The organism is Paenibacillus koleovorans NBRC 103111 (assembly GCF_004000845.1).
In the GTDB taxonomy this organism is placed as follows: Bacteria; Bacillota; Bacilli; order Paenibacillales; family NBRC-103111; genus Paenibacillus_AA; species Paenibacillus_AA koleovorans.
In genome coordinates, this window is the sequence record NZ_BIMA01000022.1 from 48,099 (window position 1) to 74,120 (window position 26,022).

Annotated in this window: 27 protein-coding genes; 22 read left to right on the forward strand and 5 right to left on the reverse strand. The window is 54.4% G+C overall.

Features of this window, described 5'->3' with window-relative positions; genetic code table 11:
* Nucleotides 1–66: 66 nt before the first annotated feature.
* From PKO02S_RS09970 to PKO02S_RS10025, 12 genes are all read left to right on the forward strand, one after another.
* Complete coding sequence (locus PKO02S_RS09970; RefSeq protein WP_246066906.1) at nucleotides 67–1,596, forward strand: extracellular solute-binding protein; 1,530 nt, start codon at nucleotides 67–69, stop codon at nucleotides 1,594–1,596.
* Between the two features lie 17 nt (nucleotides 1,597–1,613).
* Nucleotides 1,614–3,230, forward strand: coding sequence for a gamma-glutamyltransferase family protein (locus PKO02S_RS09975; RefSeq protein ID WP_127581948.1), 1,617 nt, complete (start codon nucleotides 1,614–1,616; stop codon nucleotides 3,228–3,230).
* Between the two features lie 85 nt (nucleotides 3,231–3,315).
* Complete coding sequence (locus PKO02S_RS09980) at nucleotides 3,316–3,960, forward strand: chromate transporter (RefSeq protein ID WP_127582041.1); 645 nt, start codon at nucleotides 3,316–3,318, stop codon at nucleotides 3,958–3,960.
* 49 nt (nucleotides 3,961–4,009) lie between these two features.
* Nucleotides 4,010–4,543, forward strand: a complete 534-nt coding sequence (locus PKO02S_RS09985; protein ID WP_127581951.1) for a chromate transporter — start codon at nucleotides 4,010–4,012, stop codon at nucleotides 4,541–4,543.
* A 36-nt stretch (nucleotides 4,544–4,579) separates the two neighbouring features.
* Nucleotides 4,580–5,578 carry an NAD(P)-dependent oxidoreductase gene (locus tag PKO02S_RS09990; protein WP_127581954.1) on the forward strand — a complete coding sequence of 333 codons (999 nt, stop codon included), beginning with the start codon at nucleotides 4,580–4,582 and terminating at the stop codon, nucleotides 5,576–5,578.
* Between the two features lie 26 nt (nucleotides 5,579–5,604).
* Complete coding sequence (locus PKO02S_RS09995; protein WP_127581957.1) at nucleotides 5,605–6,684, forward strand: Gfo/Idh/MocA family protein; 1,080 nt, start codon at nucleotides 5,605–5,607, stop codon at nucleotides 6,682–6,684.
* Nucleotides 6,681–7,586, forward strand: a complete 906-nt coding sequence (locus PKO02S_RS10000; RefSeq protein WP_127581960.1) for a Gfo/Idh/MocA family protein — start codon at nucleotides 6,681–6,683, stop codon at nucleotides 7,584–7,586. The genes PKO02S_RS09995 and PKO02S_RS10000 overlap by 4 nt, the downstream gene beginning before the upstream one ends.
* A gap of 102 nt (nucleotides 7,587–7,688) precedes the next feature.
* On the forward strand, nucleotides 7,689–8,306 hold the full coding sequence (locus PKO02S_RS10005; protein ID WP_127581963.1) for a GNAT family N-acetyltransferase: 618 nt from the start codon (nucleotides 7,689–7,691) through the stop codon (nucleotides 8,304–8,306).
* A gap of 273 nt (nucleotides 8,307–8,579) precedes the next feature.
* Entirely contained in the window at nucleotides 8,580–9,632 is a 1,053-nt protein-coding gene (locus tag PKO02S_RS10010; RefSeq protein ID WP_127581966.1) for an LLM class flavin-dependent oxidoreductase, read from the forward strand.
* Nucleotides 9,625–10,074, forward strand: coding sequence for a MarR family winged helix-turn-helix transcriptional regulator (locus PKO02S_RS10015; protein WP_127581969.1), 450 nt, complete (start codon nucleotides 9,625–9,627; stop codon nucleotides 10,072–10,074). Before PKO02S_RS10010 ends, PKO02S_RS10015 begins: the two co-directional genes overlap by 8 nt.
* 70 nt (nucleotides 10,075–10,144) lie before the next feature.
* Complete coding sequence (locus PKO02S_RS10020; protein ID WP_246066907.1) at nucleotides 10,145–10,774, forward strand: DUF2238 domain-containing protein; 630 nt, start codon at nucleotides 10,145–10,147, stop codon at nucleotides 10,772–10,774.
* A 167-nt stretch (nucleotides 10,775–10,941) separates the two neighbouring features.
* Nucleotides 10,942–12,297 carry a dicarboxylate/amino acid:cation symporter gene (locus PKO02S_RS10025; RefSeq protein WP_127581975.1) on the forward strand — a complete coding sequence of 452 codons (1,356 nt, stop codon included), beginning with the start codon at nucleotides 10,942–10,944 and terminating at the stop codon, nucleotides 12,295–12,297.
* A gap of 70 nt (nucleotides 12,298–12,367) precedes the next feature.
* Here PKO02S_RS10025 and PKO02S_RS10030 read toward each other — a convergent pair whose 3' ends face one another.
* Nucleotides 12,368–13,129, reverse strand: a complete 762-nt coding sequence (locus PKO02S_RS10030) for an AraC family transcriptional regulator (RefSeq protein ID WP_127581978.1) — start codon at nucleotides 13,127–13,129, stop codon at nucleotides 12,368–12,370.
* A gap of 111 nt (nucleotides 13,130–13,240) precedes the next feature.
* On the opposite strand from PKO02S_RS10030, the gene PKO02S_RS10035 reads away from it, so the two are divergent.
* Both PKO02S_RS10035 and PKO02S_RS10045 read left to right on the forward strand, forming a co-directional pair.
* Nucleotides 13,241–14,656 (forward strand): sulfatase family protein, encoded by a 1,416-nt coding sequence (locus PKO02S_RS10035; RefSeq protein ID WP_127581980.1) that lies wholly within the window; start codon nucleotides 13,241–13,243, stop codon nucleotides 14,654–14,656.
* A 409-nt stretch (nucleotides 14,657–15,065) separates the two neighbouring features.
* Nucleotides 15,066–16,316, forward strand: a complete 1,251-nt coding sequence (locus PKO02S_RS10045) for an MFS transporter (RefSeq protein ID WP_127581983.1) — start codon at nucleotides 15,066–15,068, stop codon at nucleotides 16,314–16,316.
* Between the two features lie 92 nt (nucleotides 16,317–16,408).
* Here PKO02S_RS10045 and PKO02S_RS10050 read toward each other — a convergent pair whose 3' ends face one another.
* From PKO02S_RS10050 to PKO02S_RS10060, 3 genes are read right to left on the reverse strand one after another with little or no spacing between them, the layout of a single operon-like run.
* Entirely contained in the window at nucleotides 16,409–17,380 is a 972-nt protein-coding gene (locus PKO02S_RS10050; RefSeq protein WP_127582047.1) for a FecCD family ABC transporter permease, read from the reverse strand.
* Between the two features lie 35 nt (nucleotides 17,381–17,415).
* The gene (locus PKO02S_RS10055) at nucleotides 17,416–18,471 is read right to left on the reverse strand and encodes a FecCD family ABC transporter permease (protein WP_127581986.1); all 1,056 of its coding nucleotides are present in this window, start codon (nucleotides 18,469–18,471) and stop codon (nucleotides 17,416–17,418) included.
* Nucleotides 18,468–19,466, reverse strand: coding sequence for an ABC transporter substrate-binding protein (locus PKO02S_RS10060; protein WP_127581989.1), 999 nt, complete (start codon nucleotides 19,464–19,466; stop codon nucleotides 18,468–18,470). The genes PKO02S_RS10055 and PKO02S_RS10060 overlap by 4 nt, the downstream gene beginning before the upstream one ends.
* A gap of 246 nt (nucleotides 19,467–19,712) precedes the next feature.
* On the opposite strand from PKO02S_RS10060, the gene PKO02S_RS10065 reads away from it, so the two are divergent.
* The 7 genes from PKO02S_RS10065 (at nucleotide 19,713) to PKO02S_RS10095 (ending at nucleotide 24,416) form a co-directional block, all read left to right on the forward strand.
* Entirely contained in the window at nucleotides 19,713–20,135 is a 423-nt protein-coding gene (locus PKO02S_RS10065; protein WP_127581992.1) for a GNAT family N-acetyltransferase, read from the forward strand.
* Nucleotides 20,136–20,200: 65 nt separating this feature from the next.
* Nucleotides 20,201–20,656: a DUF4362 domain-containing protein gene (locus PKO02S_RS10070; RefSeq protein WP_127581996.1), complete on the forward strand. Its 456-nt coding sequence runs from the start codon at nucleotides 20,201–20,203 to the stop codon at nucleotides 20,654–20,656.
* Between the two features lie 213 nt (nucleotides 20,657–20,869).
* Nucleotides 20,870–21,127, forward strand: coding sequence for a GNAT family N-acetyltransferase (locus PKO02S_RS33855; RefSeq protein WP_127581999.1), 258 nt, complete (start codon nucleotides 20,870–20,872; stop codon nucleotides 21,125–21,127).
* Between the two features lie 220 nt (nucleotides 21,128–21,347).
* Nucleotides 21,348–21,974 (forward strand): nucleotidyltransferase family protein, encoded by a 627-nt coding sequence (locus PKO02S_RS10080; RefSeq protein WP_218033919.1) that lies wholly within the window; start codon nucleotides 21,348–21,350, stop codon nucleotides 21,972–21,974.
* Between the two features lie 288 nt (nucleotides 21,975–22,262).
* Nucleotides 22,263–23,039, forward strand: a complete 777-nt coding sequence (locus tag PKO02S_RS10085) for a hypothetical protein (RefSeq protein ID WP_127582002.1) — start codon at nucleotides 22,263–22,265, stop codon at nucleotides 23,037–23,039.
* Between the two features lie 252 nt (nucleotides 23,040–23,291).
* Complete coding sequence (locus tag PKO02S_RS10090) at nucleotides 23,292–23,828, forward strand: ribonuclease FAU-1 family protein (RefSeq protein WP_127582005.1); 537 nt, start codon at nucleotides 23,292–23,294, stop codon at nucleotides 23,826–23,828.
* A 27-nt stretch (nucleotides 23,829–23,855) separates the two neighbouring features.
* Entirely contained in the window at nucleotides 23,856–24,416 is a 561-nt protein-coding gene (locus PKO02S_RS10095; protein ID WP_127582008.1) for a hypothetical protein, read from the forward strand.
* A gap of 45 nt (nucleotides 24,417–24,461) precedes the next feature.
* On the opposite strand, the gene PKO02S_RS10100 is transcribed toward PKO02S_RS10095, so the two are convergent.
* Complete coding sequence (locus PKO02S_RS10100; protein ID WP_164821377.1) at nucleotides 24,462–25,208, reverse strand: SDR family NAD(P)-dependent oxidoreductase; 747 nt, start codon at nucleotides 25,206–25,208, stop codon at nucleotides 24,462–24,464.
* Nucleotides 25,209–25,295: 87 nt separating this feature from the next.
* On the opposite strand from PKO02S_RS10100, the gene PKO02S_RS10105 reads away from it, so the two are divergent.
* Nucleotides 25,296–26,015, forward strand: coding sequence for a FadR/GntR family transcriptional regulator (locus PKO02S_RS10105; protein WP_127582014.1), 720 nt, complete (start codon nucleotides 25,296–25,298; stop codon nucleotides 26,013–26,015).
* The last annotated feature ends 7 nt before the right edge of the window (nucleotides 26,016–26,022 follow it).

A 26,022-nucleotide genomic window follows, 5' to 3' on the forward strand; every position in this document is an offset into this window, starting at 1 on the left:
ACGCGGAATTCCGGTCTGCCATATAGATGCCAGTCCAACCAAGCAAATTGAAGGGGAGAAATGGTCATGAAAAAATGGGTTTCCGCAGTCATGTCCGCCACATTGACAGTCGGTCTGCTGGCCGGTTGTGGCGCCAAGGAAGAGAAGAGCCCGGATGCAGGCACATCTGCTTCCACAACTCCTGCCGCCGTCAAGAAGCAAACGTATTCGATGCTTGTAGAATCGCACCCGAGCTGGCCTTACAGCAAAGACTGGCCCGTATGGAAAATGATTGAGGAGAAGACAGGCGCTACGTTCAACGTGCAAGTGCCTTCCGGTAAAATTGAAGACGCACTCAGCCTGACGATCGCTTCCGGCGAAATGCCGGACGTCATGTATACGCTCAATAAGCAGTTGGCGGACAAATACGGCATGCAAGGCGCTCTAGTAAACATTCTTGATTATGTCGACAAAATGCCGAACTTCAAAAAATGGCTCACGAAATACCCGGATGAGGCGCAAAACTCGCTCGCGGCGGACGGCAAAATGTACATTTTCCCGAACGAGGGCATCAGCGAAACGAACCGGAACATCTGGATGTATCGCCAAGATGTGTTCCAGCAGAACAATCTCCAAGTTCCTAAAAATTACGATGAGCTGTACACGGTGCTTAAGAAGCTGAAAGAGCTGTACCCGAACAGCTATCCGTTCGCATTCCGCTTCGGCAACGCGTTGCAAATCATGCGCAACATGTCCACCAACTTCATGACGAACGAAGATTTCTATTATGATTTTGACAAAAAAGAGTGGAAATACGGCCCGATCGACGACAATTACAAAACGCTCGTCACTTGGATGAACAAGTTCTACAAGGAAGGGCTCATGCCGCCGGATTGGCTCACGACTGACGTGAAGCAATGGCAGGATCTCGTATCGACGAACCGGACGTTCGTCACGATCGACTACATCGGCCGCATCGACAACTTCAACGTGCCGTTGCGCAAGGATAATCCGAAGTTTAACATGGCGTTTATGGCGCCTCCGATCGGACTGGCGAACGCACCGCAGAAAAATCCATTCACGCACTTTAAAATTTCCGGTATGATGGTATCCTCGACATCTAAGAAAGTCGACGATCTGATGAAGGTCATGGACTTCTATTACACCGAAGAAGGGCGTACACTGCTGAGCTGGGGCAAAGAAAACGAAACGTACAAGGTGGAAAACGGCAAGAAGAAGTTCATCGAGAGCTACATCGACGTTGGCGATCTGCGCAAGAAAACGGGTCTGTCTACGAACGCCGCCTTCACTTGGTTCGATTACGATGCTCACTTGTCGCTCGCCACGCCTGAATTGCAGCAAGCTTATGTCGACGCACGCAAATACGACGCCAAACTTGATCCGGAGCCGCCTATGACGGAGAAGGAAATGGAAGTCATGACGACAACTTACGCGGCGATCGTGAAGCACCGCGAGCAGAACGTCTCCAAGTTCATTCTGGGCGAGCGCAGCTTGACCGAATGGGATAAGTACGTGGACGAACAGAAGAAACTCGGCATCGACAAAGTGCTCGACGTGCATAAGCAAGCTTACGATCGGGTGCTGAACAAGAAATAAGGAGTGAATTCGCTTTGATGAATTTCGACAGCCAGTATTATCCTTACCCATCCCGTCGCACGGCCGTTTACGGCCGTCGCGGCATGGTGGCGACGTCTCAGCCGCTCGCGGCGCAAGCCGGACTGGAGATGCTGCGGCAGGGCGGCAACGCCATCGATGCGGCGATCGCCACGGCGGCGAGCCTCACCGTGCTCGAGCCGACGTCCAACGGCATCGGCGGCGACGCCTTTGCCCTCGTCTGGACCGGCGGCAAGCTGCACGGGCTGAACGCCAGCGGGCCGGCGCCTGCCGGCATCTCCATCGAGGCGCTGCGCGAGCGCGGATACGCATCGATGCCGAAGTACGGGATCATCCCCGTCACGGTGCCGGGGGCGCCGGCGGCATGGGTCGAGCTGTCGAGGAAGTTCGGCAAGTTGCCTTTCGAGGAGCTGCTCAAGCCGGCCATCCGCTATGCGGAGGAAGGGTATCCGATCTCGGCGACGCTGCAGTTTCTGTTCGGCTACGAGTTCGACAAATTCGACGCGATGCCGAAGGGGCCTGAATTCGACGGGCTGTACAAGACGTTCTTGCGAGAGGGACGTCGGCCGAAAGCAGGCGAGGTGTGGCGGTTCCCGGAGCACGCGGCTACTTTGCGCAGCATTGCGGCTACGCGCGGCGAATCGTTCTATCGCGGGGAGCTGGCGGAGCGCATCGACGCCTATGTGCGGGAGCACGGCGGCTACTTGACACGCGATGACCTGGCTGCGTATAAGCCGGAATGGGTCGAGCCGGTGGGGACTTCTTACCGCGGCTACGACGTATGGGAAATCCCCCCGAACGGCCACGGCATGGTCGCGCTGCTTGCGCTGAACATCTTGAAGCGTTGGGAGTTCGACCGCGGCTCGCGCGATACGGCGGAGACGCAGCATCGGCAGATCGAGGCGATGAAGCTGGCGTTCGTCGACGGCATGCACTATATCACCGATCCGGCGCATATGAAGGTGTCGGTCGAGGATCTGCTGTCGGAGGCGTATGCGACTGAACGGGCCGGGTTGATCGGCGAAGAGGCGCTGTACCCGGGACCGGGTACGCCTCCGCGAGGCGGAACCGTCTATATGGCGGCGGCGGATGAGGAAGGCAATATGGTGTCGTTCATTCAGAGCAATTATATGGGCTTCGGCTCCGGCGTCGTCGTCGAGGGGACGGGGATCGCGCTGCAAAACCGCGGCGGCGACTTTTCCCTGGACTCCTCGCACTCGAACGCATTGGTCGGGGGCAAAAAATCTTATCATACGATCATTCCGGGCTTCCTGAGCAAGGACGGCGAGGCTGTCGGCTGCTTCGGCGTTATGGGAGGCTACATGCAGCCGCAAGGGCATGTGCAGATGGTGATGAATACGATCGATTTCGGCTTGAATCCGCAGGCGGCGCTGGACGCTCCACGTTGGCAATGGAAGGAAGGGAAGACGGTCGAGGTCGAGCCGGGCTATCCCGACCATCTGGCTCAGGCGCTGTCGCGCCGGGGACACACGATCGTGCGGGCGGCTCATCCTTTCGGGTTCGGACGCGGGCAGATTATTTGGCGCGATCCGGAGTCGGGCGTGCTGATCGGCGGCACCGAGCCTCGGACGGACGGCCATATCGCGGTATGGTAGGAGGATTGTTATGAATCCGGAGCTTGGCAACGGAAGCGCTGATTCTGCGCGCAGGCAGACCGGTGTAAGGGCCGGCAAGGCTTCTATGAAGTGGAATTGGTCCTTGCAGCGAGATATTTTCATCGGTTTTCTACGCTCCGGCTTGCTCGGCTACGGCGGAGGGCCGTCGACGATCCCGCTCGTGCATCGCGAGGTCGTCGACCGCTACCGCTGGATGACGAATGAAGAGTTCACCGACGTGCTGGCGCTCGGCAACGCGCTGCCCGGCCCGATCGCGACGAAGATGGCCGGCTACATCGGCTACCGGCTTGCGGGCTTCGCCGGCCTAGTGAACGCCCTGATCGCGACCGTGCTGCCCACGGTCGTTGGCATGCTCGGGCTGATCGGCGTGCTCTCGGCGTTCCGCGAGTCGCGGATCGTGGCCGGGATGACGCAGGCGATCGCGCCGGTTATCGCCGTCATGCTGGCGGCGATGACTTGGCAGCTGCTGAGGCAGTCGCGTCGCGAGCTCGGTTGGTATGGCTGCATCGGCTTAACGCTCGGCAGCGCGGTGTTGTGCGGGTTGCTCGACGTGCATCCCGCGTTTGTTATTTTAGTTTTGTTAGGCTCCGCCCTTGGAAGCGTGCCGGTGGTGAAACGCTGGAAAGCAAGAAAAGCTTCCGCGGTCAAGTCCGGCGAGAGGGCGGCGGGCGGCAGCGGGGAGTCGGGGAAAGTGAATTTGCCGCAGTAAGGCAGCATCTTGGATTTGAATTTCGATGGTTGGAGTGGAGGATTGTTTTATGGCTTTGCTGTGGCATTTGTTTCTTGCTTTCTTCATCCCGTCGATCGTCGGCTACGGCGGTGGACCGGCTTCCATCCCGCTCATCCAGAATGAAGTGGTGGATAAGTACGGTTGGTACACGACGGAACGGTTCGGGGAGCTGCTCGCGATGGGCAACGCGCTGCCGGGCCCGATCGCGACGAAGATGGCCGGTTACATCGGCTATGAGCAGGGCGGCGTGCTGGGAGCTGCTGTAGCGTTGTTCGCTACCGTAGCTCCCTCTCTCTTCATCATGATCGCGCTGTTGCAACTGCTCTACCGTCACCGGCACGCTCCGGGCGTCAAACGGATGACCGCGTGGGTGCGGCCTACGGTTGCGGTACTGCTAGGCGTGCTGGCGCTGCAATTCGTGATATCGTCTTGGCAAGGAGCGGGCGTATTGCACACGCTTGTCCTCGCAGGCGCCTCGTACTATTTGCTGGAGCATCGTTCGGTCAATCCCGCCTATGTGATCGCAGGCTCGCTTTTGTATGGGGCGGTATTTATTGCTTGAAGTGGCGGGGAGCGAGAAGAGGAGGGGAAACGGGATATGACGATCAAAATGCTGCATCTGGGCCTGTCCCGGTCCAGAATGCCGGAGGAAGGGCCGTTTGTCGACGAGCTGCGCCGTATCGGCGAGCTTACGATCTTGAAGAACGGCGAAGACATGACGGATGAAGAGCGATCCTCGCTTATCCGCGAGTTTGATATTTTGCTGACGATGTGGGGCTCGGCGCCGGTGCCGGTTTCGATCGCAGAGCAGCCCGGACGGCTGAAGTATATTTGCAACATCACGGGCGAGATGGGGAGATGGGTGCCGCTCGAGCTGATCGAATCGTCGATCCCGGTGACGAACTGGGGCGACGCGCCGGCAGACTCGATCGCCGAGGCGGCGATGACGCTGCTGCTCACGACGCTCAAGGAGGTGCGGTCGCAGACGAAGCACATCGAGGCCGGCGGCTGGGGCTTGCCGGAGAACCGTCGCGGCTTGCTGCGCGGGCTGCCGGTCGGCGTCTACGGCTACGGCGTCATCGGTCGGCGGTTCGTGGAGCTGCTCCGGCCGTTCGGAGCGGCGATTGCGATCTATGATCCGTTCGTGCCTTCGGTGCCGGAGGACTGTTGGCGGGCCGACTCTCTGGAGGCGCTATTCGATCACGCCTCGGCGGTCGTGCTGCACGCCGGTCTGACGCCGGAGACGCGCCGCTCCGTGACCGCGGAGCTGCTCGCCCGGCTGCCGGACGGCGGGGTTGTCATCAATACCGCACGAGGCGAGCTGATCGACCAGGCGGCGTTGTTCCGCGAGCTGGAATCGGGCCGATTGCGAGCGGGTCTTGATGTTGTCGCCGGCAACGACGAGCTGGTCGAAGGGGATCCGGCGAGGGAATGGAGCAACTTGACCTTGACCGCCCATTCGCTGGCCAAGATCAATTGGAATTTGCCGCGATTGTTGAATTATCAAGTGACGTGCCTGGACAATATTCGGCGGCATCTGGCCGGTGAGCCGCTTCAGTTCGTGATGGACCGGCGCCGGTATTTGCTGAGCACATAGACAGAAGCTAGAGGAGGATGAGGAGAATGGCGGATCCGATTTCATTCGCGCTTGTCGGGGCAGGCGTCATCGCCCCGCAGCACGCCCGCGCCATTGCGGCGCATCCGCAGGCGAAGCTGACGGCCATCGTGGACAAGGACTTGGACAAGGCGCGCAAGATGGCCGACGAGTTTCATATCCCACGCGTGTTCGGCAGCATGGAGGAGATGCTCAAGGAAGACGACATTCAGGTCGTCAACATTACGGTGCCGAGCGGGCTGCACGGCTCGCTTAGCGTGGCGGCCAGCCAGGCGGGCAAGCATGTGCTCGTGGAGAAGCCCCTCGAGATTACGAGCGAGAAGATGACCGCGATGATCGATATGTCCCGCAAGCATGGCGTGAAGCTCGGCTGCATCTATCAACGGCGCTTTATGCCTACGGCAGTAGCCGTCAAGGAAGCGCTGCGGAGCAACCGGCTAGGGAAGCTTGTGCTGGGCGATGTGTACCAGAAGTACTACCGCAGCCCGGAATATTACAAGAGCGCCGGCTGGCGCGGCACTTGGGCGGTTGACGGCGGCGGGGCGCTGATGAACCAGGGCGTGCACGGCATCGACCTGATGCTGTGGCTGGCGGGCGACGTAGAGTCGGTGTTCGCCTATTCCGCTCCTCTGCTGCGAGACATCGAGGTCGAGGATACGGCGGTTGCCGTCGTGAAGTACAAGAACGGCGCGTTCGGCGTCATCCAGGGCACCACGTCCGTGTACCCGAACCAGGGGGCGCGTTATGAGCTTCATGGCGAGAACGGCACGATCGTCTTCGACGACGAGGGCTTCCGGCAGTGGAAGCTGTTGGATCGCCCCGATGAGGTTGCCCCGGAAGTGGAGCGCCGCGTCAGCTCCAAGATCGATCCGTCGCAGATGGACAAGGACGGCCATTACATCCTCGTCGACGACATGATCCGTGCAATCGCGGAAGACCGGGATCCGGTTGTTTCCGGGGAAGAGGCTCGCAAGGCGGTAGACGTGATCCTCGCCATCTACGAATCCGGCCGCACCGGTCGCGAAGTGATCGTGGGTCAAGCGCAGGCGTCCGAAGCGGCACCGGGGATCAGTGGAGGTGGCCGATGAGCAGCGGGTTGAGAATCGGGATGATCGGCCTCGACACGTCCCACAGCACGGCGTTCACGAAGCTGTTGAACGATGAAGCCGCGCCTTTCCATGTGCCGGGAGGCCGGGTCACAATCGCCTATCCGGGCGGTTCGCCGGATTTCGAGATGAGCTGGTCGCGACTCGACCGCTTCACGACAACAGTGCGGGATGAGTATGGGGTTCGGATTGTCGAGAGTGTGGAGGAAGTCGCGCAGGAGTCCGACGCGATTCTATTGACGTCGGTCGACGGCCGCGTTCACTTGGAGCAATTCCGCCGCATTGCGCCGTACGGCAAGCCGACGTTCATCGACAAGCCGTTCGCCGTCTCCTCGGCGGACGCCGCCGAGTTGTTCCGCCTGGCGGAGGAGCATCGCGTGCCGCTGATGAGCTCGTCTTCGCTCCGCTTCGCGGAGGACCTCGTGCTTACGCTGCAGGACGCCTCCGGCGGCGACATCATCGGGGCCGATTGCTACGGGCCTATAGAGCTGCAGCCGACGCAGCCGGGTTTGTTCTGGTACGGCATCCATTGCACGGAGATGCTCCATGCCATTATGGGCCGCGGCTGCGTGGAAGTGCATGCGGTCACGAACGAGCTTTACGAGCAAGTGACCGGCATATGGGCGGACGGCCGCGTGGGCACGATCCGCGGCAACCGTGCCGGCAACCGGACGAACGGCGCGCTCATCCACCGGACCGGCGGCACGCAGTTCGCCGATTGCGGCAAACATCCGAAGCCGAAGTATGCCGGCTTATTGGAGCGTGCCATGCAGCTGTTCCAGACGGGCGTCTCGATGATCGATCCGCAGGAGACGCTGGCGATCATCCGTTTCCTGGAAGCGGCCAATGAGAGCCGCAGGACCGGGGCCACCGTGCGTCTGTAAAAGTGGATCACTGATTTGAAGGGAAACCGGCACTTTTTCTGGCGCCACTTTCGTGTTAAGGTTGCATGTAATTGAAACCTACACGAAGGGGGCGCCTTATTCATGTTAGCTGCAGTCACTTTGCAAGGAAATGCCGTCACACTGGTGCCGATGGAGCCCGCCCATATTCCCGAGCTGTATGTAGCCGCCGATTACGAGCCGATCTGGACGTATTTGCCTTATCCGATGCGGTCGCTGGACGACATGCAAGCCGTTGTCACGGAGGCGTTGGAGCAGAAGGAGGAAGGCGGCGAGCTGCCTTTCGTAGTGAAGGACGCGGAGACCGGACACATCATCGGCAGCACCCGTTACCTGAACATCTCCGAGCGTCATCGCCATCTCGAGATCGGGTGGACGTGGTACACTCCAAGCGTGTGGCGCTCTCCCGTGAATACGGAGTGCAAGTACTTGCTACTGCGGCACGCGTTCGAGGAGCTGGGCTGCGTGCGCGTGCAATTCCGTGCCGATGAGCGGAATGAGCGTTCGAATAACGCCATTCGGCGGATTGGAGCAACCCTGGAGGGCGTGCTGCGCAAAGAGCGCGTGCTGTACAGCGGCTATATCCGCAACACCTGCGTGTACAGCATCATCGCCGAAGAGTGGCCGGAGCTGAAGGCGAGGTTCGAGCAACAGCTGCTGCCAGGTGTCCGGACATCGTCGGAGCAAGCGGTACAAACCTAATTTAATTACTAGCTGTACTCGCTGAAAGCCCGAAAATCGCGCTTAGAGCAGGCGGAGCGGCCCGCATTCCGGTTCTAAGCACGAAAATCGCGCTTGCAGCAGGCGAACCGGCTCGCATCCCGGCTGCAAACCCGAAAATCGTGCTTACAACAAACCTCCTGCCGCCAGCCCAGCTCCTCTCACTCGCCGGATACTTGCAAATTGCAACTAACTGCCGTATACTAGTTGCAAACTGCAACTATTTCGCAACTTAAGAGGAGCTGACCCTTTCCCGTGAGTACTCATGAACTTTCCCATAAACAAGCCAAACCGCTTCACGAAATCAAGCTATCCGTGCTCGATCTCGTGCCGATCCTGGAGGGCGGCTCGCCGAACAGCTCATTCCGGCACAGCCTCGATCTCGCCCGCCATGTGGAAGCCTTAGGCTACAATCGCTACTGGCTCGCCGAGCACCACAACATGGCCGCGATCGGCAGCTCGGCGACGTCGGTCGTCATCGGCTACATCGCCGGCGGCACGTCGAAGATCCGCGTCGGCTCCGGCGGCATCATGCTGCCGAACCATGCGCCGCTCGTTATTGCCGAGCAGTTCGGCACACTCGAGTCGATGTACCCGGGCCGCATCGACCTCGGTCTTGGCCGCGCGCCGGGCAGCGACCAGCGCACCGCAGGCGCCTTGCGCCGCAACCTGCACAGCAGCGGCGACGACTTCCCCGAGCTGCTAAGCGAGCTGCGCGGCTACTTCGACCCGGCCCGCTCCGTGAACCCGCAGGTGCACGCATTCCCCGGCGAAGGGCTCGACGTCCCGATCTGGCTGCTCGGCTCCAGCGGCTACAGCGCGCAGCTGGCCGGGCAGCTAGGGCTGCCGTTCGGCTTCGCCGGCCATTTCTCGCCGGACTACACGCTGCAGGCGATGGAGCTGTACCATCGCAGCTTCCGCGCGTCCGACATGCTGCAAGAGCCGTACGCACTCGTCTGCCTCAACGTCATCGTGGCGGAGACGGACGAGGAGGCGCAACGACTCGCCACCTCGCAGCAGCAGGCGTTCTTGAACCTCATCCGCGGCACGATCAAGCCGCTCAAGCCGCCGGTCGACTCGATGGACGGCATCTGGACGCCGTACGAGAAAGAAGTGATGGAGCGCCAAGGCCGCGCTTCCATCCTCGGCAGCAAGGAGACCGTGCGCAGCAAGCTGCAAGCTTTTCTGAACGAGACCAAGGCCGACGAGCTGATGATCAACGCGCAAATTTACGATCATGAAGCCCGGCTGAATTCGTATCGGTGGCTGGCTGAGCTGGTCCAGAAGGAGCCGATCGCCGGTGAATAATCAAGAAGAGGATGTCCGCCCGCTTCTGCATCAGCTCATTCGCAAGTTCGGCCTGCTGAACAAAACATGCTGTACTGCCTGCGAGACGGGGGGCGTCGAAATATCGCTCGTGCAGAGCCACATCCTATACGAGATCGACCGCCAGCACGAGCCGTCCATGCTGCAGATCGCAGAGACGCTCGGCATCGATATTACGACGTTCAGCAGGCAAATTCAGACGTTGTCCCGGAAAAAGCTGCTTCGCAAGAGCCCCTCCTCCTCCGATCGTCGAGTGGCTCTCTTGGCGCTGACCGAACAAGGAGAAGCATTGGTGCAGTCGATCGACCGGCAAGTGCAGGCGTATTTGCAGCGCATATTCAACGGGATGAAGCCGGAAGAGCAGACGGGCGTAATCCGCTCCCTGCAAATCCTGCTCAAGGCCATGGAACAAAGCGGCGTATAAGCGGCTCGCCATATTGGGAAACTATACTATTCTGCTTGGATTTTTTGTCATGGAGGTGTGTGGTTTCCTCATGTACGACATTCGCCGGCCGCTGCCGTTCGATATGAATCGCCCTTTGAAGCTGATGCTGCTCATTTTGGCGATTGTCTGGCTTATTTCAGCCTTTTCGCCGACGGACCGCAAGATTTGGCTGGTGGAAAATATATTGCTTATTGCCTCCATCATCCTGCTCGCAACGACCTACAACAAGTTTACACTGTCGAACCGTGCCTACTGTCTGATCTTCTTGTTCTTGCTGCTGCATACCTATGGCGCGCATTACACATATCAAGGCACGCCGATCGACGCATGGCTGAAATCGGTGTTCCCGTTGAAGCGGAGCTATTATGACCGATTTGTCCATTTCGCCTTCGGCCTATTGTGGGTATTGCCGGTTTATGAGCTGATGACGCGCGCGGCTAAGCTGAGAGGGTTCTGGTCGTATGCGTTGACGGCGGTGCTCGTGTTTGCGCTGAGCTCGTTCTTCGAGGTGATCGAGATGCTCGCAGCGGTGATGATGGGGGAGCAAGGCGTTGGCGGCGATTATTTGGGCATGCAAGGGGATGTGTTCGACTCGCAAAAAGATATGGGACTTGGTTTGTCAGGCGCCTTGTTCTCGGCAATATGGTTGGCTTGGCTTCGAAGAAAACGCATTTCTTAACCTTATAGTTGGAAACAAGACTGATAGCGATACTATTGGTTTTTTTGGCGTTCTGTCCACGCAACATCTGCAATAAAAATAATATTGACAGAATTGTGAACAGGGAGTAACTTATTATTCAGAATTGCCGATTGACATAATCGGAATAGACAAAGGGAGATGTGGGTATGAAAAACAATTTGTTCACGGCTTTTGAGACGAACTGGGTTAGCCTGGTGGTTTCGCTTGTTGTGATCGGCATCCTGTATTACTTGGCTCGCAAACGAGTCAGCTTCGGATGGCGCGTCATGATCGGTCTGGGTCTCGGGCTTTTGGCCGGGGTCATTTTCAACAAGAGCGGGCTGGAGTACAAGGCAGTCAGCACCATCGGAACGATCTACGTCAATCTGATCAAAATGCTCGTTATGCCGCTCGTCGTCGTCCTGGTCATCAACAGTATTTCGTCTTTGTCCAGCCTTGGTCAGCTTCGTAAAATCGGGGTGAAAACGATAGCGTGGTTCCTGGGCACCACCGGAGTGGCCGCGATCATCGGTCTTCTGGTTGCACTGGCTATCAATCCAGGCGCCGGCATCGCGCAGAACGTCCCTAAAGACTTCAAAGCGCGAGATATTCCAACGATCTCCCAAGTCATTCTGGATCTGACGCCGTCCAATCCGATTTCGGATATGTCAGCCGGCAAAGTCGTACCGGTGTTGATCTTCGCTCTGTTCGTCGGGGTAGCCGTCCTCCATGTAAGCACGAAGAAACCGGATGCGGTTCAACCGTTCCGCACGCTGCTCAAATCGCTCGTCGACGTGCTTCACCAAGTCGTGAAATACGTCATCCGCTTGACGCCATACGGCGTATACGCGCTAGTCGGCGCAATGGCGGCCAGATACGGACTCGAGACTTTATCACCGCTTGCCAAGATTATCGTGGCTTCGTATGTCGCGCTCATTCTTCACTTCGTAATCGTATTCGGCGGTTTGGTGGCATTCGTCGCCAAAGTCAACCCGCTTAAATTTTTCAGGAAAGCTTATCCGACCATAGCGGTCGCTTTCACCACAAGAAGCAGTTATGCAACACTGCCGGTGAACCTGGAAGTCATCACGAAACGGCTGCGAGTTTCCCCGAGAATCGCGAGCTTCGTAGCGCCGCTCGGCGCTACGATGAACTTCAACGGTTGCGGCGGCGTCTGGCCGGCCATCGTAGCGATCTTCGTCGCCAAAGTGTATAACCTGGATCTTGGACTGTCGGATTACTTGATTCTCGTGTTCGTCGCGATCATCTCCTCCATCGGTGTGGCTGGTGTACCTGGACCGGCTACGATTTCCACGACTGTCGTATTGACTGCGCTCGGTCTGCCGCTGGAAGGGATGGGGCTCGTCATTGCCGTTGAATCGGTTATCGACATGGGTCGTACTGCAGTCAATGCAACAGGCACTACCGTTACCTCGCTGCTAGTCGCCAACTCCGAGGGCGAATTCGACCGCGAAGCCTTCAACCGAGACGAAGAAGATCCACTCGAAACGGTTGTCGCTTAACTAACTACTAATAAGCAACCTCCAAGGCCAGTCGGCACGACTGCTTTGGAGGTTTTTTCATGCCGCCTTATTAACCCATGTAAGTACTCGGCGATTGCCCCGTATATTTGCGGAACATTTTATAGAAGTAGGAAGGATCGTAATAGCCCAGATGATCGGCGATGAACGCCACCGTAAATCGGGTGTTGCGCAGCAGCTCCATGGCGGTCGTAATGCGCAGGCGGTGCTGGTACTCGAGCGGGGTTTGACCGACGACTTCCTTGAACAAAGTGAGCGTGTAGTTCGGTGATCGGTCGATGAGACCGGCGAGCTCCTGCAACGAAATCGCCTCGCGGTACCGGCTGATGATATGCTGCTCCAGCTTGCTGGCCAGCTGCTGCTTGCGATGGGAGATCGGCGCCGTCTCCAGCTCCCGGCATGCCAGTCCCAGCAGCTCCAGCAGCAACCCTTGGCGGATTGTCTCATAGTAAGAACGTTTTTCTAGCGTTTGACGGTGGAGCAGCATAAATTTCTCCTTGAAATAATCGAAGCTGCGCGTACGAATTCGTCGAGGTTTGCCATCGCGGAGCATGGGGAGCTCGGTCGGGCCGTTCGCCTGAAACGTAACCGCATATTTCTGATGCAGCGTCCCGCTGTCGTTTTTCGCCTCGCGCCTCGTCCCCCTAGGAATGAACAGCAAATCGCCTTTCGTCGCGGTAAGCTCCTGATCGTTCAGTTGGTACTTGAGCGTTCCTTCCGTAACCAGAACTAGCACATGGGAATGAATATGCTCTTTGCGATTATGCCAATCCGGAATATAGTCATCGAGAAAAGTGTTGAGAACTTCAAGCATAGCGGGATCTCCTTGACAAAGTGGAAAGTGAGGATCTACCCATAATCGTAATATCGTACATGGTACTTGTAAAGAGACGGCCTATATAATGAGGGCGAGGTGATAGTATCGATGAGCTCTTCTAAGAAACCGAATATTTTGTTCATCATGTCGGACGACCATGCTTCCCACGCGATGAGCTGCTACGGCAGCCGGATCAATGAAACGCCTAATATCGACAGGATCGCGAACGAAGGGATGCGCTTCGACAATTGCTTCTGCACGAATTCGATCTGTTCCCCGAGCCGTGCTGCCATCCTGACGGGCAAATACAACCATCTGAACGGGGTCAAATCGATCAATGATCATTTCGACGGCCGTCAAATGACGTATCCGAAGCTGCTGCAGCAAGTCGACTATCAGACCGCCATTATCGGCAAGTGGCATCTCGGGCATGGGGGGCTGGCGGATCCGACCGGTTTCGATTTCTGGTCCGTCGTACCGGGACAAGGGGATTATCACGACCCGACCTTTATCGAGATGGGCGAATATAAGCAATACCCCGGCTATGTGACCGATCTGACGGCCGATTTCTGCATCGATTGGTTGAATACGCGGGACAAAGAGAGGCCGTTTATGCTCATGTGCCATCATAAGGCGCCGCATCGGCCTTGGCATCCATCCGCAAAGTATGCGAACCTGTACGACGATATCGATATTCCTGAGCCGGACACCTTTAACGACGATTACGCCACGAAGCCTCAAGCGGTTCATGAGGCAAAAATGCGCATCGACCGCGATATGAACGTGCTCGTTGATTTGAAGGCGCTTCCCCCGGCAGGATTGACTCCGCAGGAAGAGAAGAGCTGGATGTATCAGCGTTATATCAAAGACTATTTGCGCTGCGTCGCCTCGATCGACGAGAATGTCGGCCGGCTACTCGACTATTTGGAGGAAGCAGGCATCGCGGACAACACGATTGTCGTGTACACGTCGGATCAAGGCTTTTTTCTTGGCGATCATGGCTGGTACGACAAACGCTTCATGTATGAAGAGTCGCTGCGGATGCCGTTCGTCATCAAGTACCCGAAGGAGATTGCGGCCGGCTCGGTGACGGAGGCCATGGCGTTGAACATCGATTTCACCGCGACGTTCCTGGATTATGCCGGAGTGGAGATCCCCTCGGACATGCAGGGGCGAAGCCTGCGCTCGGTACTGAACGGCAACGTGCCTGAGGACTGGCGGACGTCGATGTACTATCGCTATTGGATGCACCTCGATCAATTCCACAACGTGTACTCCCACTACGGGATCCGCACGGAACGGTATAAGCTGATCTATTACTATGCGGAGGCGCTCGGTACATCGGGATCGTTCGATGAATACCGCGAGCCGGAGTGGGAGCTGATCGACCTGGAGCGCGACCCGCGCGAGCTGGTCAATGTGTATGGCGATCCGGCCTATGCCGAAGTCATTCCGGCGCTCAAGACGGAGATGCGCCAATTGCAGCTTGCCGTGCTGGATGAGCCGGTAGAGGAAGTAGGATGAAAGAAGAGGGGAAGCGGCTCTTGGCTTAAGAGCGCTTCCCCTCTTTGGGTTCGAACGTCATGCACGGTTTTCCGGAAGACGAAAATACCGTCAAACTTGGCATGAGCTGGGTTTTGAAGCCGAAAGCCTTGCACCCTTTCGGGAACGCGGGGTCCCAAGTAACGTAGAAATGGCGGCATTTCAAACAATCCACGCGTTTGTTCTCGCTAGACTCGCTCATCTCGGTCAGACCACTCCTCTTGAAAGCTATTATAGCTTACCTCGCCCCCTGCTCCTAGTCCCAACAAGCTGCTTGTCGAATTTGTCCTTTCCCATCGGCCTGTCTAGCAGTACAATAGAACGATACTATTAAAATTCGAAGCTGGACCGTGTTCATCGTGACCGATTAAAGAAAGGAATGGCCGTTCACATGTCTCTATTTGCCCGCACCGTGGAACGCCTGCAGCTTCAATTCGGCTCTCCGGATCCCGAGAAGCGGTTGTCGCCAGATGCTAAAGTTTCTTTGCTCGTCCATTTTTGTTTTCAGATCGGCGCTTCCATGTCCAGCGTCTTTTTGAACCTGTATTTGTGGCGGCTAACCGAAAGTCTATTTATTAACGGCATGTACTATATTATTTTGTACGCGTTATCTCCTTTGTTCTTCGCTGTAGCCGGCAAAATCGCCAAAATGCGGGACCGCATGGTCGTCTATCGGATCGGGATTGCGATGTATGCGGTGTTTTTCTTGCTCGTCGTGTTGACGCAGGAGCGTGTCGCCGACTATTACATGCTGTTCGCGGTGATGCATTCGATTTCCGGTGCGTTCTACTGGACGGCGTATTTGACCTTGATGTACGACGTCTCCAACGACCGCAACCGGATTCGCTACCTTGGGTTCAACTCAATCGCCTTTATGTCCGCCACCTTGACCGGGCCTGTGATCGCCGCCTTTTTGTTTTCGCAGATCGGTGGGTTGCAGGGGTATGTGGTCGTGTTCGGCATCGCCTTCGTTATGTATGCATTGACCGCTGCGCTTAGCTTTCGGATCCGGACGGAGAGCAATGCTCACAAGAGCTACTATCTGCACCTGATGCCGCTGCTTTTGCGCAAAAATCGCGATTGGCTCCGCTGTTTGACGGCGTTTTTCCTGTTGGGGCTGCTGCAAGGCATTATGCTGTTCGTGCCCAATATTTTGCTGTTCTTGGTTGTTCCGCGGGAGGATGCCGTTGGGTATTTGGGGATGCTGTTCTCGGCGGCTGCGATCACGGTGAGCTATCTATTGACCCGCGTGGCCCGGGAGGAACGGGCGAGGACGTATGTGTATCGCGCGGCGATCGGGTATACGGCAGGCTCGGCTTTGCTGCTGTTCGATTTGTCGGTGGCGACGGTCATCGGGTTTATGCTGATCCACTCGTTGTGCAATCCGCTGCACGGCAACACGCTCACCTCCTACATGTACCGGATGATCGGGCAGCTTCCTTTGCAGGGGCAGCTTCGGATCGAGTCGATGGTGATGCGAGAAACGTTTCTGAACGCGGGACGTGTCGTTTCGATTACGATGCTCATTGTGCTGGCTTCCGATTTGGCCGGGTCCATGCTGGCTTGGGTGCTGATCGGTGGCTCGCTGATGCAGTTCGGAGTGGTTTGGATGATTCGCAAAAATGGAGCTGGCGTGAGTTGAGCTGGCGCAGTTGGCGGGAGAGAGGCTGATGGACCCTTGGTGGTGGAGGGGGTGGCAGCCTCTTTTTGGATTACCAATATTTAGCTGTAGTGCTAGTGTTGCCTGATCAATAGATACAAAAAATAAGGTCCGCCAAGCGCGGCGACAACTATTCCCACAGGAATCTCCACCGGTTGTACAACCGTACGGCCGATGGTATCGGCTGCCAGCACGAGCAGAGCGCCAATGAACAGGGAAGCGGGCAGCACTCGTTTGTAGTCCGCCCCGACGAATCGGCGGGCGAGATGCGGCGCGATGAGTCCGACAAAACTGATACTGCCTGCTAGAGCGACGCTACACCCGGCCAATCCCACGGCGAGCAACAGCAGCACCAGCCGTTCGCGTTGTATCGAGAGGCCAAGGCTGGCGGCGATATCGTCTCCCAAGCTCAGAAGGTTTAGACGAAATCCTTTGTAAACAGCAAGCGGGAGCAGCACTGCCATCCAAAAGAATGCAGTCTTTACGTATTGCCAATTGGTGCCCCAAATGCTGCCTGACATCCAAATTTTAACAAAATCATAGCTATAAGCATCCATACGATAGGTAAAAAAAAGCATCGCCGCACTAATCCCCGCTCCGGTGGCAATACCGACAAGAATCAGCCTGGTCGGAGTTGTGCGCTGATTTTTGCGAGCCAGCGTAAACACGATAAAGGCGGCAAATGTTGCCCCGATGAAGGCTGCGATCGGCAACGCTTGAACCGGCGCCAGTTGGATTTTACCGTAAAAGACCGTAATGTACATCACGACCCCTAACCCGGCGCCGGCATTAATGCCCAAAATTCCGGGATCAGCCAGTGAATTTTGTGATGTTCCCTGCATAATGGCTCCGGCTACGGCCAAACCGGCGCCGACAAGCATAGCAATCATTATTCTGGGCATGCGAATACTCCATAGAATGATGGATGAATCCCCTTTTTTCTGACCCAACAAGGTCTGCAATAAATCAAGCGGCGACAGACGGGTATACCCGCTGTTCATACTGATTAGCACACCGCTGATGAGCAGCAATACAAGCACAAACATGATAATAAGAAAGTTTCCTTGCTTTTCCTTCCGTATCACAAATTTCCCCTCCCGTCTTTGCGCGCCAAGTAGAGAAAGAAGGGAACTCCCAGCATGGCAGTTATAATGCCAACTGGTGTTTCGCGGGGCATGTTGACCAAGCGGGATAAAGTGTCAGCCAGCAGCAGCAACAAACCGCCAAGCAAACCCGAACAAGGTACAATCCAACGATAATTGACTCCGATGAGAAAACGTGCCAGATGGGGAACCATCAGGCCGATAAAGCTAATCGGGCCAGCGACAGCCACAGCTGAACCTGTCAGGACGAATACGGTTAGCGCACCCAGCAATTTGGTTGCCCGAATGCGCTGTCCGAGGCCGACGGCCATCTCCTCGCCAAGAGCCAGTACGGATAACGTTCTGGAGATGACAAGAGCGGACACAAAGCCGCCGATTGCCCACGGTAAAATGACGCGTACATCAAGCCACTTGACCCCGGATATACCGGCTGCATACCAAAGCATAATGTTTTGTGAGATGCCATAGTAAATTTGGATGCCTTCGGCAAATGCTCCCAGCAGGGCGCTGACTGTGGCGCCGGCAAGTGCCAGCTTGACATTGGTATAGTGCTGCGAGCGGCTTATTGCCCCTAATGTACCCACTCCGTATACAAGAACCGTCCCGCATGCTGCGCCTAGCATCGACACAAGGATGATCTGATGGTAAGCAAGATAAGGGGTAAAGGCAAAAACAAGCACTATTGCAAAGCTCGATCCCGCGGACACTCCCATAATGCTGGGACTTGCTAGTGGATTACGTGTCAATCCCTGCATGATCGCACCGGAAATAGCGAAACAGGCGCCGGCTAATATAGCAGTCAGCGCCCGTGGCAGCCTTACCGACAATACCGTATAATGCTGAATAGAGTCAGCCTTGTAATGCAAGAAAGCTTCAATCACTGTGGCGGTGCTAATATGGGCGGCTCCCGTTGCGACGGATAGGATCACACACGGAACAAAAGCGGCGGCGAGCAGACAGACAAGAAGAGAAGGCGCAATCCTTCTCTTCTTGTCTGTTGCTGCTGAATGCATTACTTCAGTCTGGCTGATCACTTCTTAAGCAGCTCCCGTTTGAGCGTATCCACGAATTGATTGTGCATAACAAGTCCAAAGCCTGTTTTAGTCGCGCGAAGCGGAACCATGACGACTTTACCGTCTTTCACAGCATTTAAGCTTTTCCACAGCGGTGTTTTCAGCATTTCATTCAGATGATCAACATACTCGGGTACGTTCGTATCCATGACAAAAATATAATCCGGATTGATCTCCGGCAAAATTTCGGCTGCTATCTTTGTTTCATTACTTTCATCCTTAAGGCTTTCCGGGTATTTCAACCCCAGCTGTTCGTATGCGATTTTCCCTAGAGGGCTTAGATTTCCAAGAATGCGGGTATCTTTATCCGTCACTTTGAAGAAAACGACAGTTTTACCCTTCATGATCGGTGCCAGTTGATCCTTTAACGCAAGTAAATTTTCATCGAAGGTTTTCAACTGCTGCTTAGCCAGTTCCTGTTTGTTGACTGCGTCTGCGATTTTAAGGAAGACCCCTCTCCAATCCTTCTCCATTTCATCGCTCGTAATAATAAGTGTTGGTGCGATTTGCTTTAAGGTGTCGTAGGCTTTGGAATGTTCCTTATCTGTGCCGATAATAAGCTCCGGCTTTAACCCCAGCAATTTCTCCATGTTTGGAGCGGTGCCTTGACCTACCGAGGCAGATCCCTTCAATTGATTAGCAATATAAGGCTCAAAATCTCCGCCATCCCGGACAACTGCCCCCACGGGCACAATACCAAGAGATACGATATGATCGGCAAAGCTGCGCTCCAATGTAACAACTCGCTCTACCTTCTCAGCAACTGCAATACTTCCGAGAGTATGAGTGATCGTCCTCTTGACTGGTTCCTTTGACGGCGATACCGATGCATTTGGAGTACTCGACACCTCCGGCAAAGCTCCTGATTTCTCTTCCTTAGAGCTGCAAGCAGTTCCAAGGATGGCAAGTAAAATAACTGTCGTAACAAGTACGATGAGTCCCCAGTACCTTTTCATAATCGTCCGCCTTTTTTCAAATACTTATAATGTATGATAATGATAATTATTATCATAGGATATTTGACATTGCTTGTCAATTCGCAGTAATAGATTCAGTTCTAGCGTTTGAGTGTGAGTTGTGGGATATATCAAAATCAGCTCAGTGAATTATAATAGGCTTGTCAAAGTATTTATCGATCAAGCAATTCGAACGACCTATTTTTCCAAATGCCGGTCAAACCGTAAGGAACAGGATGTGCGTCGATGTCGAAATTAACATTACAAGCTGCTACTGAGGACGATCTGGATACACTAGCCCAACTGAACAAACAACTGATTGAAGATGAGAAGCACGACAACCCGATGAACGTGAGCGAGTTAAAGGTGCGAATGGCGAGCTTTCTGAACACGGAGTATGTGGCTTATTTGTTCATGGAGGATGGGGAGGTTCGCGGCTATACGCTAGTCAATCGTGGGAGACGGCCCTATTACTTGAGGCAATTTTTTATTTGTCGGGATGTTAGGCGTCTGGGGTATGGCAAGCTGGCATTTGATGCGTTGATGGATGCGATAGGCGATCAGGAGTTGGACGTGGAAGTGATGGTTTGGAATGAGCAAGGGTATCGGTTCTGGAAGGCAATGGGGTTTGAGGAGAGGAGTGTGTATCTGCGTCGGGGTGGCAGGTAGAGGGAGGCTTTGCTCAGCATGTAGTCGTTTTTTCGTAACAAATCTATTCGAGCGAGGTGTTGTGGATGAAATTACGCTACCTTTACATACTGCTCCTGACCCTAATCGTAATGTCCGCCTGTCAGTCCTACTCTCCTCAGAAGGCAATAGAAAACGGGGATGTAGTCTTTGGGCCGGGCGGTCCTGCTAATTATGAGAAGCTCGATCGATTTATGGAGGATTTTGAACACAAAAGGGTGTCAAAGCTGCGCATCACCAGCTATACGGAAGAAGGCGACCCGATCATTCAAGACTTGAATTACAACGGAGCAACGATCAAATATCAGTTTGATAGCTCCAGAGACCAGTACGGGGGCAAGCAGAGTGGAAAACAGAAAACGATCTGCCAACGAATGGAGAAACAAGCTAGCAGGAGTGTCGAACCATTAGGGGATCGGTATGTGCTAGCCGATTGCCAGCAATGGATAGGGACGTATAACAAAGAGGAGCAGACGATTTTTGTGGCGTTCCGGACAGAGTAACTCAGAGAAAAGTGGTTAGGAGCGATTCTGTTGATTAACCTTTCTTATGATGAATCGTACATGATTTATTATTTCGCTATTATCGCGTGAGATTACCTGATTTATACTGTTCTACCAGATAGGAGTCTGAAATCGATCATTATGCGCTCTTCTCCAGAGGTTTTTTAGGTTGAGTGACCATAGGTCATTCTGTTAAGATAAGTGAAACTACTAATGATTGGTAATTCAAGTATTGGGTTGATCTTTGTTAGTTCGGAGCATAGGCGACAAGGTGTAGGAACCGCGTTGATTCGCGAGCTTGAGGCTTATCTGACGAGTCAAGGGCACTCCCGCTACTACAGCTCCTCCCAAGCCAACGAACCCGAACCCCAATTGTGGCACAAGCGACAAGGATTCCAGGAATGCGGAAGGTTATACGGCGTGAACGATGGCGAGATTGGGGAGCTTTTTTTTGTTAAGGGACTAAGATAATTAGTGTTTTCTGTGTGATCGATTTCATGGTACATTGTTGTTGGAGTTTGGGAGACGTTGACGTAAAGTCTACGGGAATCAGCCCTGTTCGTCAATTTTGGCTAGTCTCGTCCTATATCTTACCTGAGATAATCCAAACAGTGTCTTATCTATAGTTTTTGTATTATCTTTCCGAAATCAACTATAGAATCTAGTAACGACCCGAGAAGGAGTCCGCATCATGCCGATTTTTCAAGCCCACAACAAGGACATTGTCACCCAGATGACGGCGCTGACGCAAATCCTTACCCGCAGCAAAGTCATTCACGAAGTTTTGGTTCTCACATCCAAACTGAATTTGGAGAACTACTACATCGGGGCAGGCTGTATTGCCCAGACGGTTTGGAACTATCTCAGCGACCTTCCGCTTGACTACGGGATCAAGGACGTTGATTTTGTCTACTACGACAACAAGAACCTGAGCGAAGAGGCGGAAAAACGAGTTTCACAGTATGTGTTTGACGAGCTGAAGCACTTGCCCCTTATGCTTGATGTGAAAAACCAAGCGCGCGTGCATCTCTGGTACCAAATCCGTTTCGGATATCCGATTCCGCCTTACAAATCCCTGGAGGATGCGATCAATACGTGGCCCACAACAGCTACGTCTATAGGGGTTCGGCTGCAAGAGAAGGATTGGATCGTCTATGCTCCTTTTGGGCTGAATGATCTGTTTGGATTGATCGTGAGAGCGAACAAGGCGCAAATCACAAAAGAAATCTATGAGCAAAAAGTATCCAAATGGGTAAGCGCCTGGCCGGATCTCACGATCATCCCGTGGGAGTCTCAAGGTGAGCCTAGAGGGGGTTAATGGAACGAGAAAACGGCATTTCCCGGAGGATTGCGATGTGGTACTATTTCGGCTGGTTTTGGATCTACCTCTTTACCTTGATTGGGTGGCTTGTAGATACGGGATTCAGGCATTATTATTTGTCCCTGTTCCTCGCCTTGCTGGCAGCGCGAATCCTGTTTATTACCGCAATCCGAGTGTTTAGCCGTCCGATCCTTTTGCGCGACTCCGTAATACTAGTTGGTTTATTATCTCTACTTTACATGGAACTGCATTGGCTCAAGGAACACACAGGCGTTCTATTAATAAGTGAGTAAGACACATGTGGGGCAGGAAGCGAGACGAATCAAAGTGGGAAAACGATTTATTCTAACGTCGGTCATATGCATATTAGCGGCAGCGGCAGTAAGCATCGTCCTCATCTTTCAATCGGGAAGGCAATTAGAAAGCTACGTCTCGCCTACACAGTTAACCCCTGCACCTGCCAGCGTCCCTCCCCCGATTAAGAGGCTTCTTGCGACTCAAGGCTTGGCCAATCTGTATTGGCAAGAAGAGAGTAACCCTACTGATAGCTTGAGCAAACATTTTGTTGTGGAAGTAGGGTCTCATCGTGCTGCAGTTCAGTTGCAGAATGACACTTTGCCTGAGCAACCCCCTGCATTTCTGCATATGGATCTGACCTCTGACGGGAAGCCCGACTATGTGTTGATTTCACGTTATGCGCATGGGACAGGTCTGCTCTTGCAAGATATAGCCACATGGGATGATCAACTGAACCCCATTCGGATTCTAAATCCGCTAGAGTACGTCGAGCATGCTCTCCAAATCAACAAGCTTTCCAACGGAAACTGGTTCCTCCGACTGGAGAACGAAACGGTTGAACTGCCGGGCAAAAACATCGGTCCCGAGCTCAGCGTGAGCGACACGATTTTGACATATAAGATCAATAACAATCAACTGGTGGCAAAGATGGCTTTGATGACCATGGGACCTGGGTATCCAGTATTTCCTGTAGAAATTGAGGTCAGCTACCGGTATTCAGGAGGACAGCTCATTCCAGTAGCCAAGAAGCTTACGATTACATAAATCAAAGTGACCATCAAGGAGGAACTAGGCATAAAACAAAGATAGGGCTTTTTTTCACCTCCATCGCCGCGTTCCTGTACGGGATTCGATAGATCACCGCCGTGATTTATGGCTCTAACACGAATGGCTGGAGCAAGGAAATGTTCCAATCGTTGATGGACCACACCCGGAAAAGGCGCTGGTCTGGTTTTGGTTTGCATTTGGTGTTTACCGAAGAGAAGTAATCCACTCCAACAGAGGTGAGGCGGCCGCATGAAACGAAAATATGCCGATCGTCCCAACTGGACGCGGATTCTGGAGAAAGGCTACAAGCAAACGTATTTGAACGAGCCGGATTTCCGGGGGCATCTTACGCTATTAACCTTGAAGCAGGTGAAAGAGGACCTCTCGGTTCAGTACAATGCGCATGTGGTACGAATTGTGGAAAATGGGTCGGAGTGGATGATGCATTTTCCGGATGAAGGCTTGTATGCCGTCGTGACGACGTTTAATCCGCAGGGTGAGGTCGTGCAGTGGTATTTTGACATCATCAAGGAGAAAGGGTTGACGGAAGAGGGCATCCCTTATATCGAGGACCTGTATCTGGATTTGGTTTTACTGCCCAATGGGGAAGTTTTCGTCCTGGACGAAGATGAGCTGAAGGAAGCGTGGGAATCGGGAACCATCACACAAGCTGATTTTGACACCGCCCATGCTACTGCAGCCCAATTGATCGAACGCATCCGAGCAGGGACCTTGTCTATCGTGAAGGAAAGCAAGAGGTACTGGGATCTCATCAAAAGTTTATAGCGTGGATTGGGAAGGGAGGGCGACCGCGTGAAGCGCCGAGTGTACATTATCATCGGGGTCGTCTTGTACGCGGCCTTCAGCAGCTATCAATTCTATAAAGCGGATTATTCAGACCAAGGCATCATGGAGCATGTGATTCATCGCGAGGGGTACTCCTTATCCTTACAGCAGCAAAACATACCGATCGAGTTATGGATTCAGCCGGAATGGATTGCCTTCGGGAAGGATGAGCGGAAGGAGCCAAATGTGATATTGCTAGAGCAACATGGGACCAAGATCATCCTAAGCGATGTTTGGAATCGAGGCAACGATATTTACTTCAGCTTTACGACGTCGTATGATCTGGGTTACAAAGGAGGGCAGTTTTTAGCCAACTTCCTCGCGAATGACAATGGAACGTTTACCAGCGGGACGGGTGAAATCGTGCTAACGGATAAAAGCGGACAGCGGATTCCGACTGGGCAGTATGGTGAAGGGCCTAACTCGGATTTTAGTTTCGGCGTGAATCCCAAGGATCAGGCGCTCATCGGTGAAGGCATCAAGGTGCAGTACTCCGGCTTCTACTTCTATCACTATCAGAAACTATAAAAAGAGACCTCGAGTATGCCGGTGGGCACACAGGGTCTCTTTCTTCTATGTAATCGAACGACCGCCATCCGCAATAATTTCCGTCCCGGTAACGAAGGAAGATTGCGAAGAAGCCAAGAACAACGCGACATTAGCGATTTCCATGGCGAATCCGATCCGTTGCAGCGGCAACCGGCGACCAAGCTCCAGCTTCACCTCGTCCCCTTCTGCAAATCCCGGCGTATCCACAGCGCCTGAAACGATCGTATTCGCTCGGATCAGTGGACCGTGGTCGCGGGCGATTACCTTGGACAGCACATCCACCCCGCCCTTCGCCACGGCATAGGCGCCGAAGCTCGGCTCCGGAGTATGCGACTGCATGGAGGAAATGTTCACGATACTTCCCCCGCCAGCCTGCAGCATAAGGGGAATCATCGCGCGCGAGCCTAAGAAATAAGCCTTCAAAGACACCCCGATCGTACGATCCCAATCCTCGTCCGTCACCTCGCCGATCGGCACTAGCGTACGCCAGTAGGCATTGTTGACAAGCGCGCGGCAGACGAGCCCCTCGGCCTTCATCCAATCGGCAAGCTTGCTCCAGTTCTCGCTGACCGCTACATCCATCGGATAAGCTCTAGCTTTACCGCCGGAAGCTTGAATGTCTTCTGCGACTCGACTGAGCGTGGCTCCGTTCCGAGCGAGCAGCACGACCTCCGCCCCCTCTGAAGCGAACAACCGCGCGATTTCTTCCCCGATTCCTTGACTGGCACCGGCAATTACGGCAGCTTGACCTTCCAATAGTCCCTTTTTCACAATTGACCGCCTCCTGCTTTCGATGTTATCATCTTATCATACCAGTTACAAGCATCGACTTAAAAAATAAATAGGAGGCAATTTCGCGTGGAACAAGATCTAGGTTTCGATGGAATCGCGCAAAATCCGCTGCATGCCGCTTCGTTGGCGGAACAGACGGCACAACGTATTCTCACTGCAATTTGCGACGGGAAGCTGAGGGAGGAGCAACCGTTTCCATCCCAATACCAGCTGGGAGAATGGTTCGGCGTCAGCCGGACGGTTATCCGGGAAGCGACTCAACTGTTGGTCTCCAAAGGGGTGCTGGACGTAAAGCACGGCAAACGGATCGTGATCAAACCCCCGTCCCATGAGCCGATCAGTGAATCGCTTGGGTTGGCCTTCCGACGGAAAGGCGTATCCGTACAACAAGTGCTGGAGCTGCGGAGACCGGTTGAGGCGGAGGCGGCTGCATTAGCAGCGCAATTCGCCGAGACGAGCGACCTGGAGCGGATGGAACAGACTATTGTGGAAATGGAAGCGAACTTGGACAAGGAGAAAGGGTACGTGGACGCAGATGTGGCGTTCCATAACGCTTTGTTCCGAGCGACGAAACAGCCGGCCTTTGAATTATTATTAATGTCATTAAATGAATACATGACGGAAAGCCGGAGACTGTCCTATCGAGGACCGGAGCCGACCAAACGCGCATTGGAGGCGCACAAACGAATTCTCCATGCCGTATGCAACAAAGATAAGGAAGCCGCTCGGCAAGCGATGCTGGAGCATCTGGGCGAGACGGAGCGTGATCTCCGCGAGCTCATATGAGGACGAC

Bases quoted from the DNA above. Each gene is read 5' to 3' on its own strand.
- PKO02S_RS09970 (WP_246066906.1), top strand. From the start codon at position 67: ATGAAAAAATGGGTTTCCGCAGTCATGTCCGCCACATTGACAGTCGGT.
- PKO02S_RS09975 (WP_127581948.1), top strand. From the start codon at position 1,614: ATGAATTTCGACAGCCAGTATTATCCTTACCCATCCCGTCGCACGGCC.
- PKO02S_RS09980 (WP_127582041.1), top strand. From the start codon at position 3,316: ATGAAGTGGAATTGGTCCTTGCAGCGAGATATTTTCATCGGTTTTCTA.
- PKO02S_RS09985 (WP_127581951.1), top strand. From the start codon at position 4,010: ATGGCTTTGCTGTGGCATTTGTTTCTTGCTTTCTTCATCCCGTCGATC.
- PKO02S_RS09990 (WP_127581954.1), top strand. From the start codon at position 4,580: ATGACGATCAAAATGCTGCATCTGGGCCTGTCCCGGTCCAGAATGCCG.
- PKO02S_RS09995 (WP_127581957.1), top strand. From the start codon at position 5,605: ATGGCGGATCCGATTTCATTCGCGCTTGTCGGGGCAGGCGTCATCGCC.
- PKO02S_RS10000 (WP_127581960.1), top strand. From the start codon at position 6,681: ATGAGCAGCGGGTTGAGAATCGGGATGATCGGCCTCGACACGTCCCAC.
- PKO02S_RS10005 (WP_127581963.1), top strand. From the start codon at position 7,689: ATGTTAGCTGCAGTCACTTTGCAAGGAAATGCCGTCACACTGGTGCCG.
- PKO02S_RS10020 (WP_246066907.1), top strand. From the start codon at position 10,145: ATGTACGACATTCGCCGGCCGCTGCCGTTCGATATGAATCGCCCTTTG.
- PKO02S_RS10025 (WP_127581975.1), top strand. From the start codon at position 10,942: ATGAAAAACAATTTGTTCACGGCTTTTGAGACGAACTGGGTTAGCCTG.
- PKO02S_RS10030 (WP_127581978.1), bottom strand. From the start codon at position 13,129: ATGCTTGAAGTTCTCAACACTTTTCTCGATGACTATATTCCGGATTGG.
- PKO02S_RS10035 (WP_127581980.1), top strand. From the start codon at position 13,241: ATGAGCTCTTCTAAGAAACCGAATATTTTGTTCATCATGTCGGACGAC.
- PKO02S_RS10045 (WP_127581983.1), top strand. From the start codon at position 15,066: ATGTCTCTATTTGCCCGCACCGTGGAACGCCTGCAGCTTCAATTCGGC.
- PKO02S_RS10050 (WP_127582047.1), bottom strand. From the start codon at position 17,380: ATGTTTGTGCTTGTATTGCTGCTCATCAGCGGTGTGCTAATCAGTATG.
- PKO02S_RS10060 (WP_127581989.1), bottom strand. From the start codon at position 19,466: ATGAAAAGGTACTGGGGACTCATCGTACTTGTTACGACAGTTATTTTA.
- PKO02S_RS10065 (WP_127581992.1), top strand. From the start codon at position 19,713: ATGTCGAAATTAACATTACAAGCTGCTACTGAGGACGATCTGGATACA.
- PKO02S_RS10070 (WP_127581996.1), top strand. From the start codon at position 20,201: ATGAAATTACGCTACCTTTACATACTGCTCCTGACCCTAATCGTAATG.
- PKO02S_RS33855 (WP_127581999.1), top strand. From the start codon at position 20,870: ATGATTGGTAATTCAAGTATTGGGTTGATCTTTGTTAGTTCGGAGCAT.
- PKO02S_RS10080 (WP_218033919.1), top strand. From the start codon at position 21,348: ATGCCGATTTTTCAAGCCCACAACAAGGACATTGTCACCCAGATGACG.
- PKO02S_RS10090 (WP_127582005.1), top strand. From the start codon at position 23,292: ATGAAACGAAAATATGCCGATCGTCCCAACTGGACGCGGATTCTGGAG.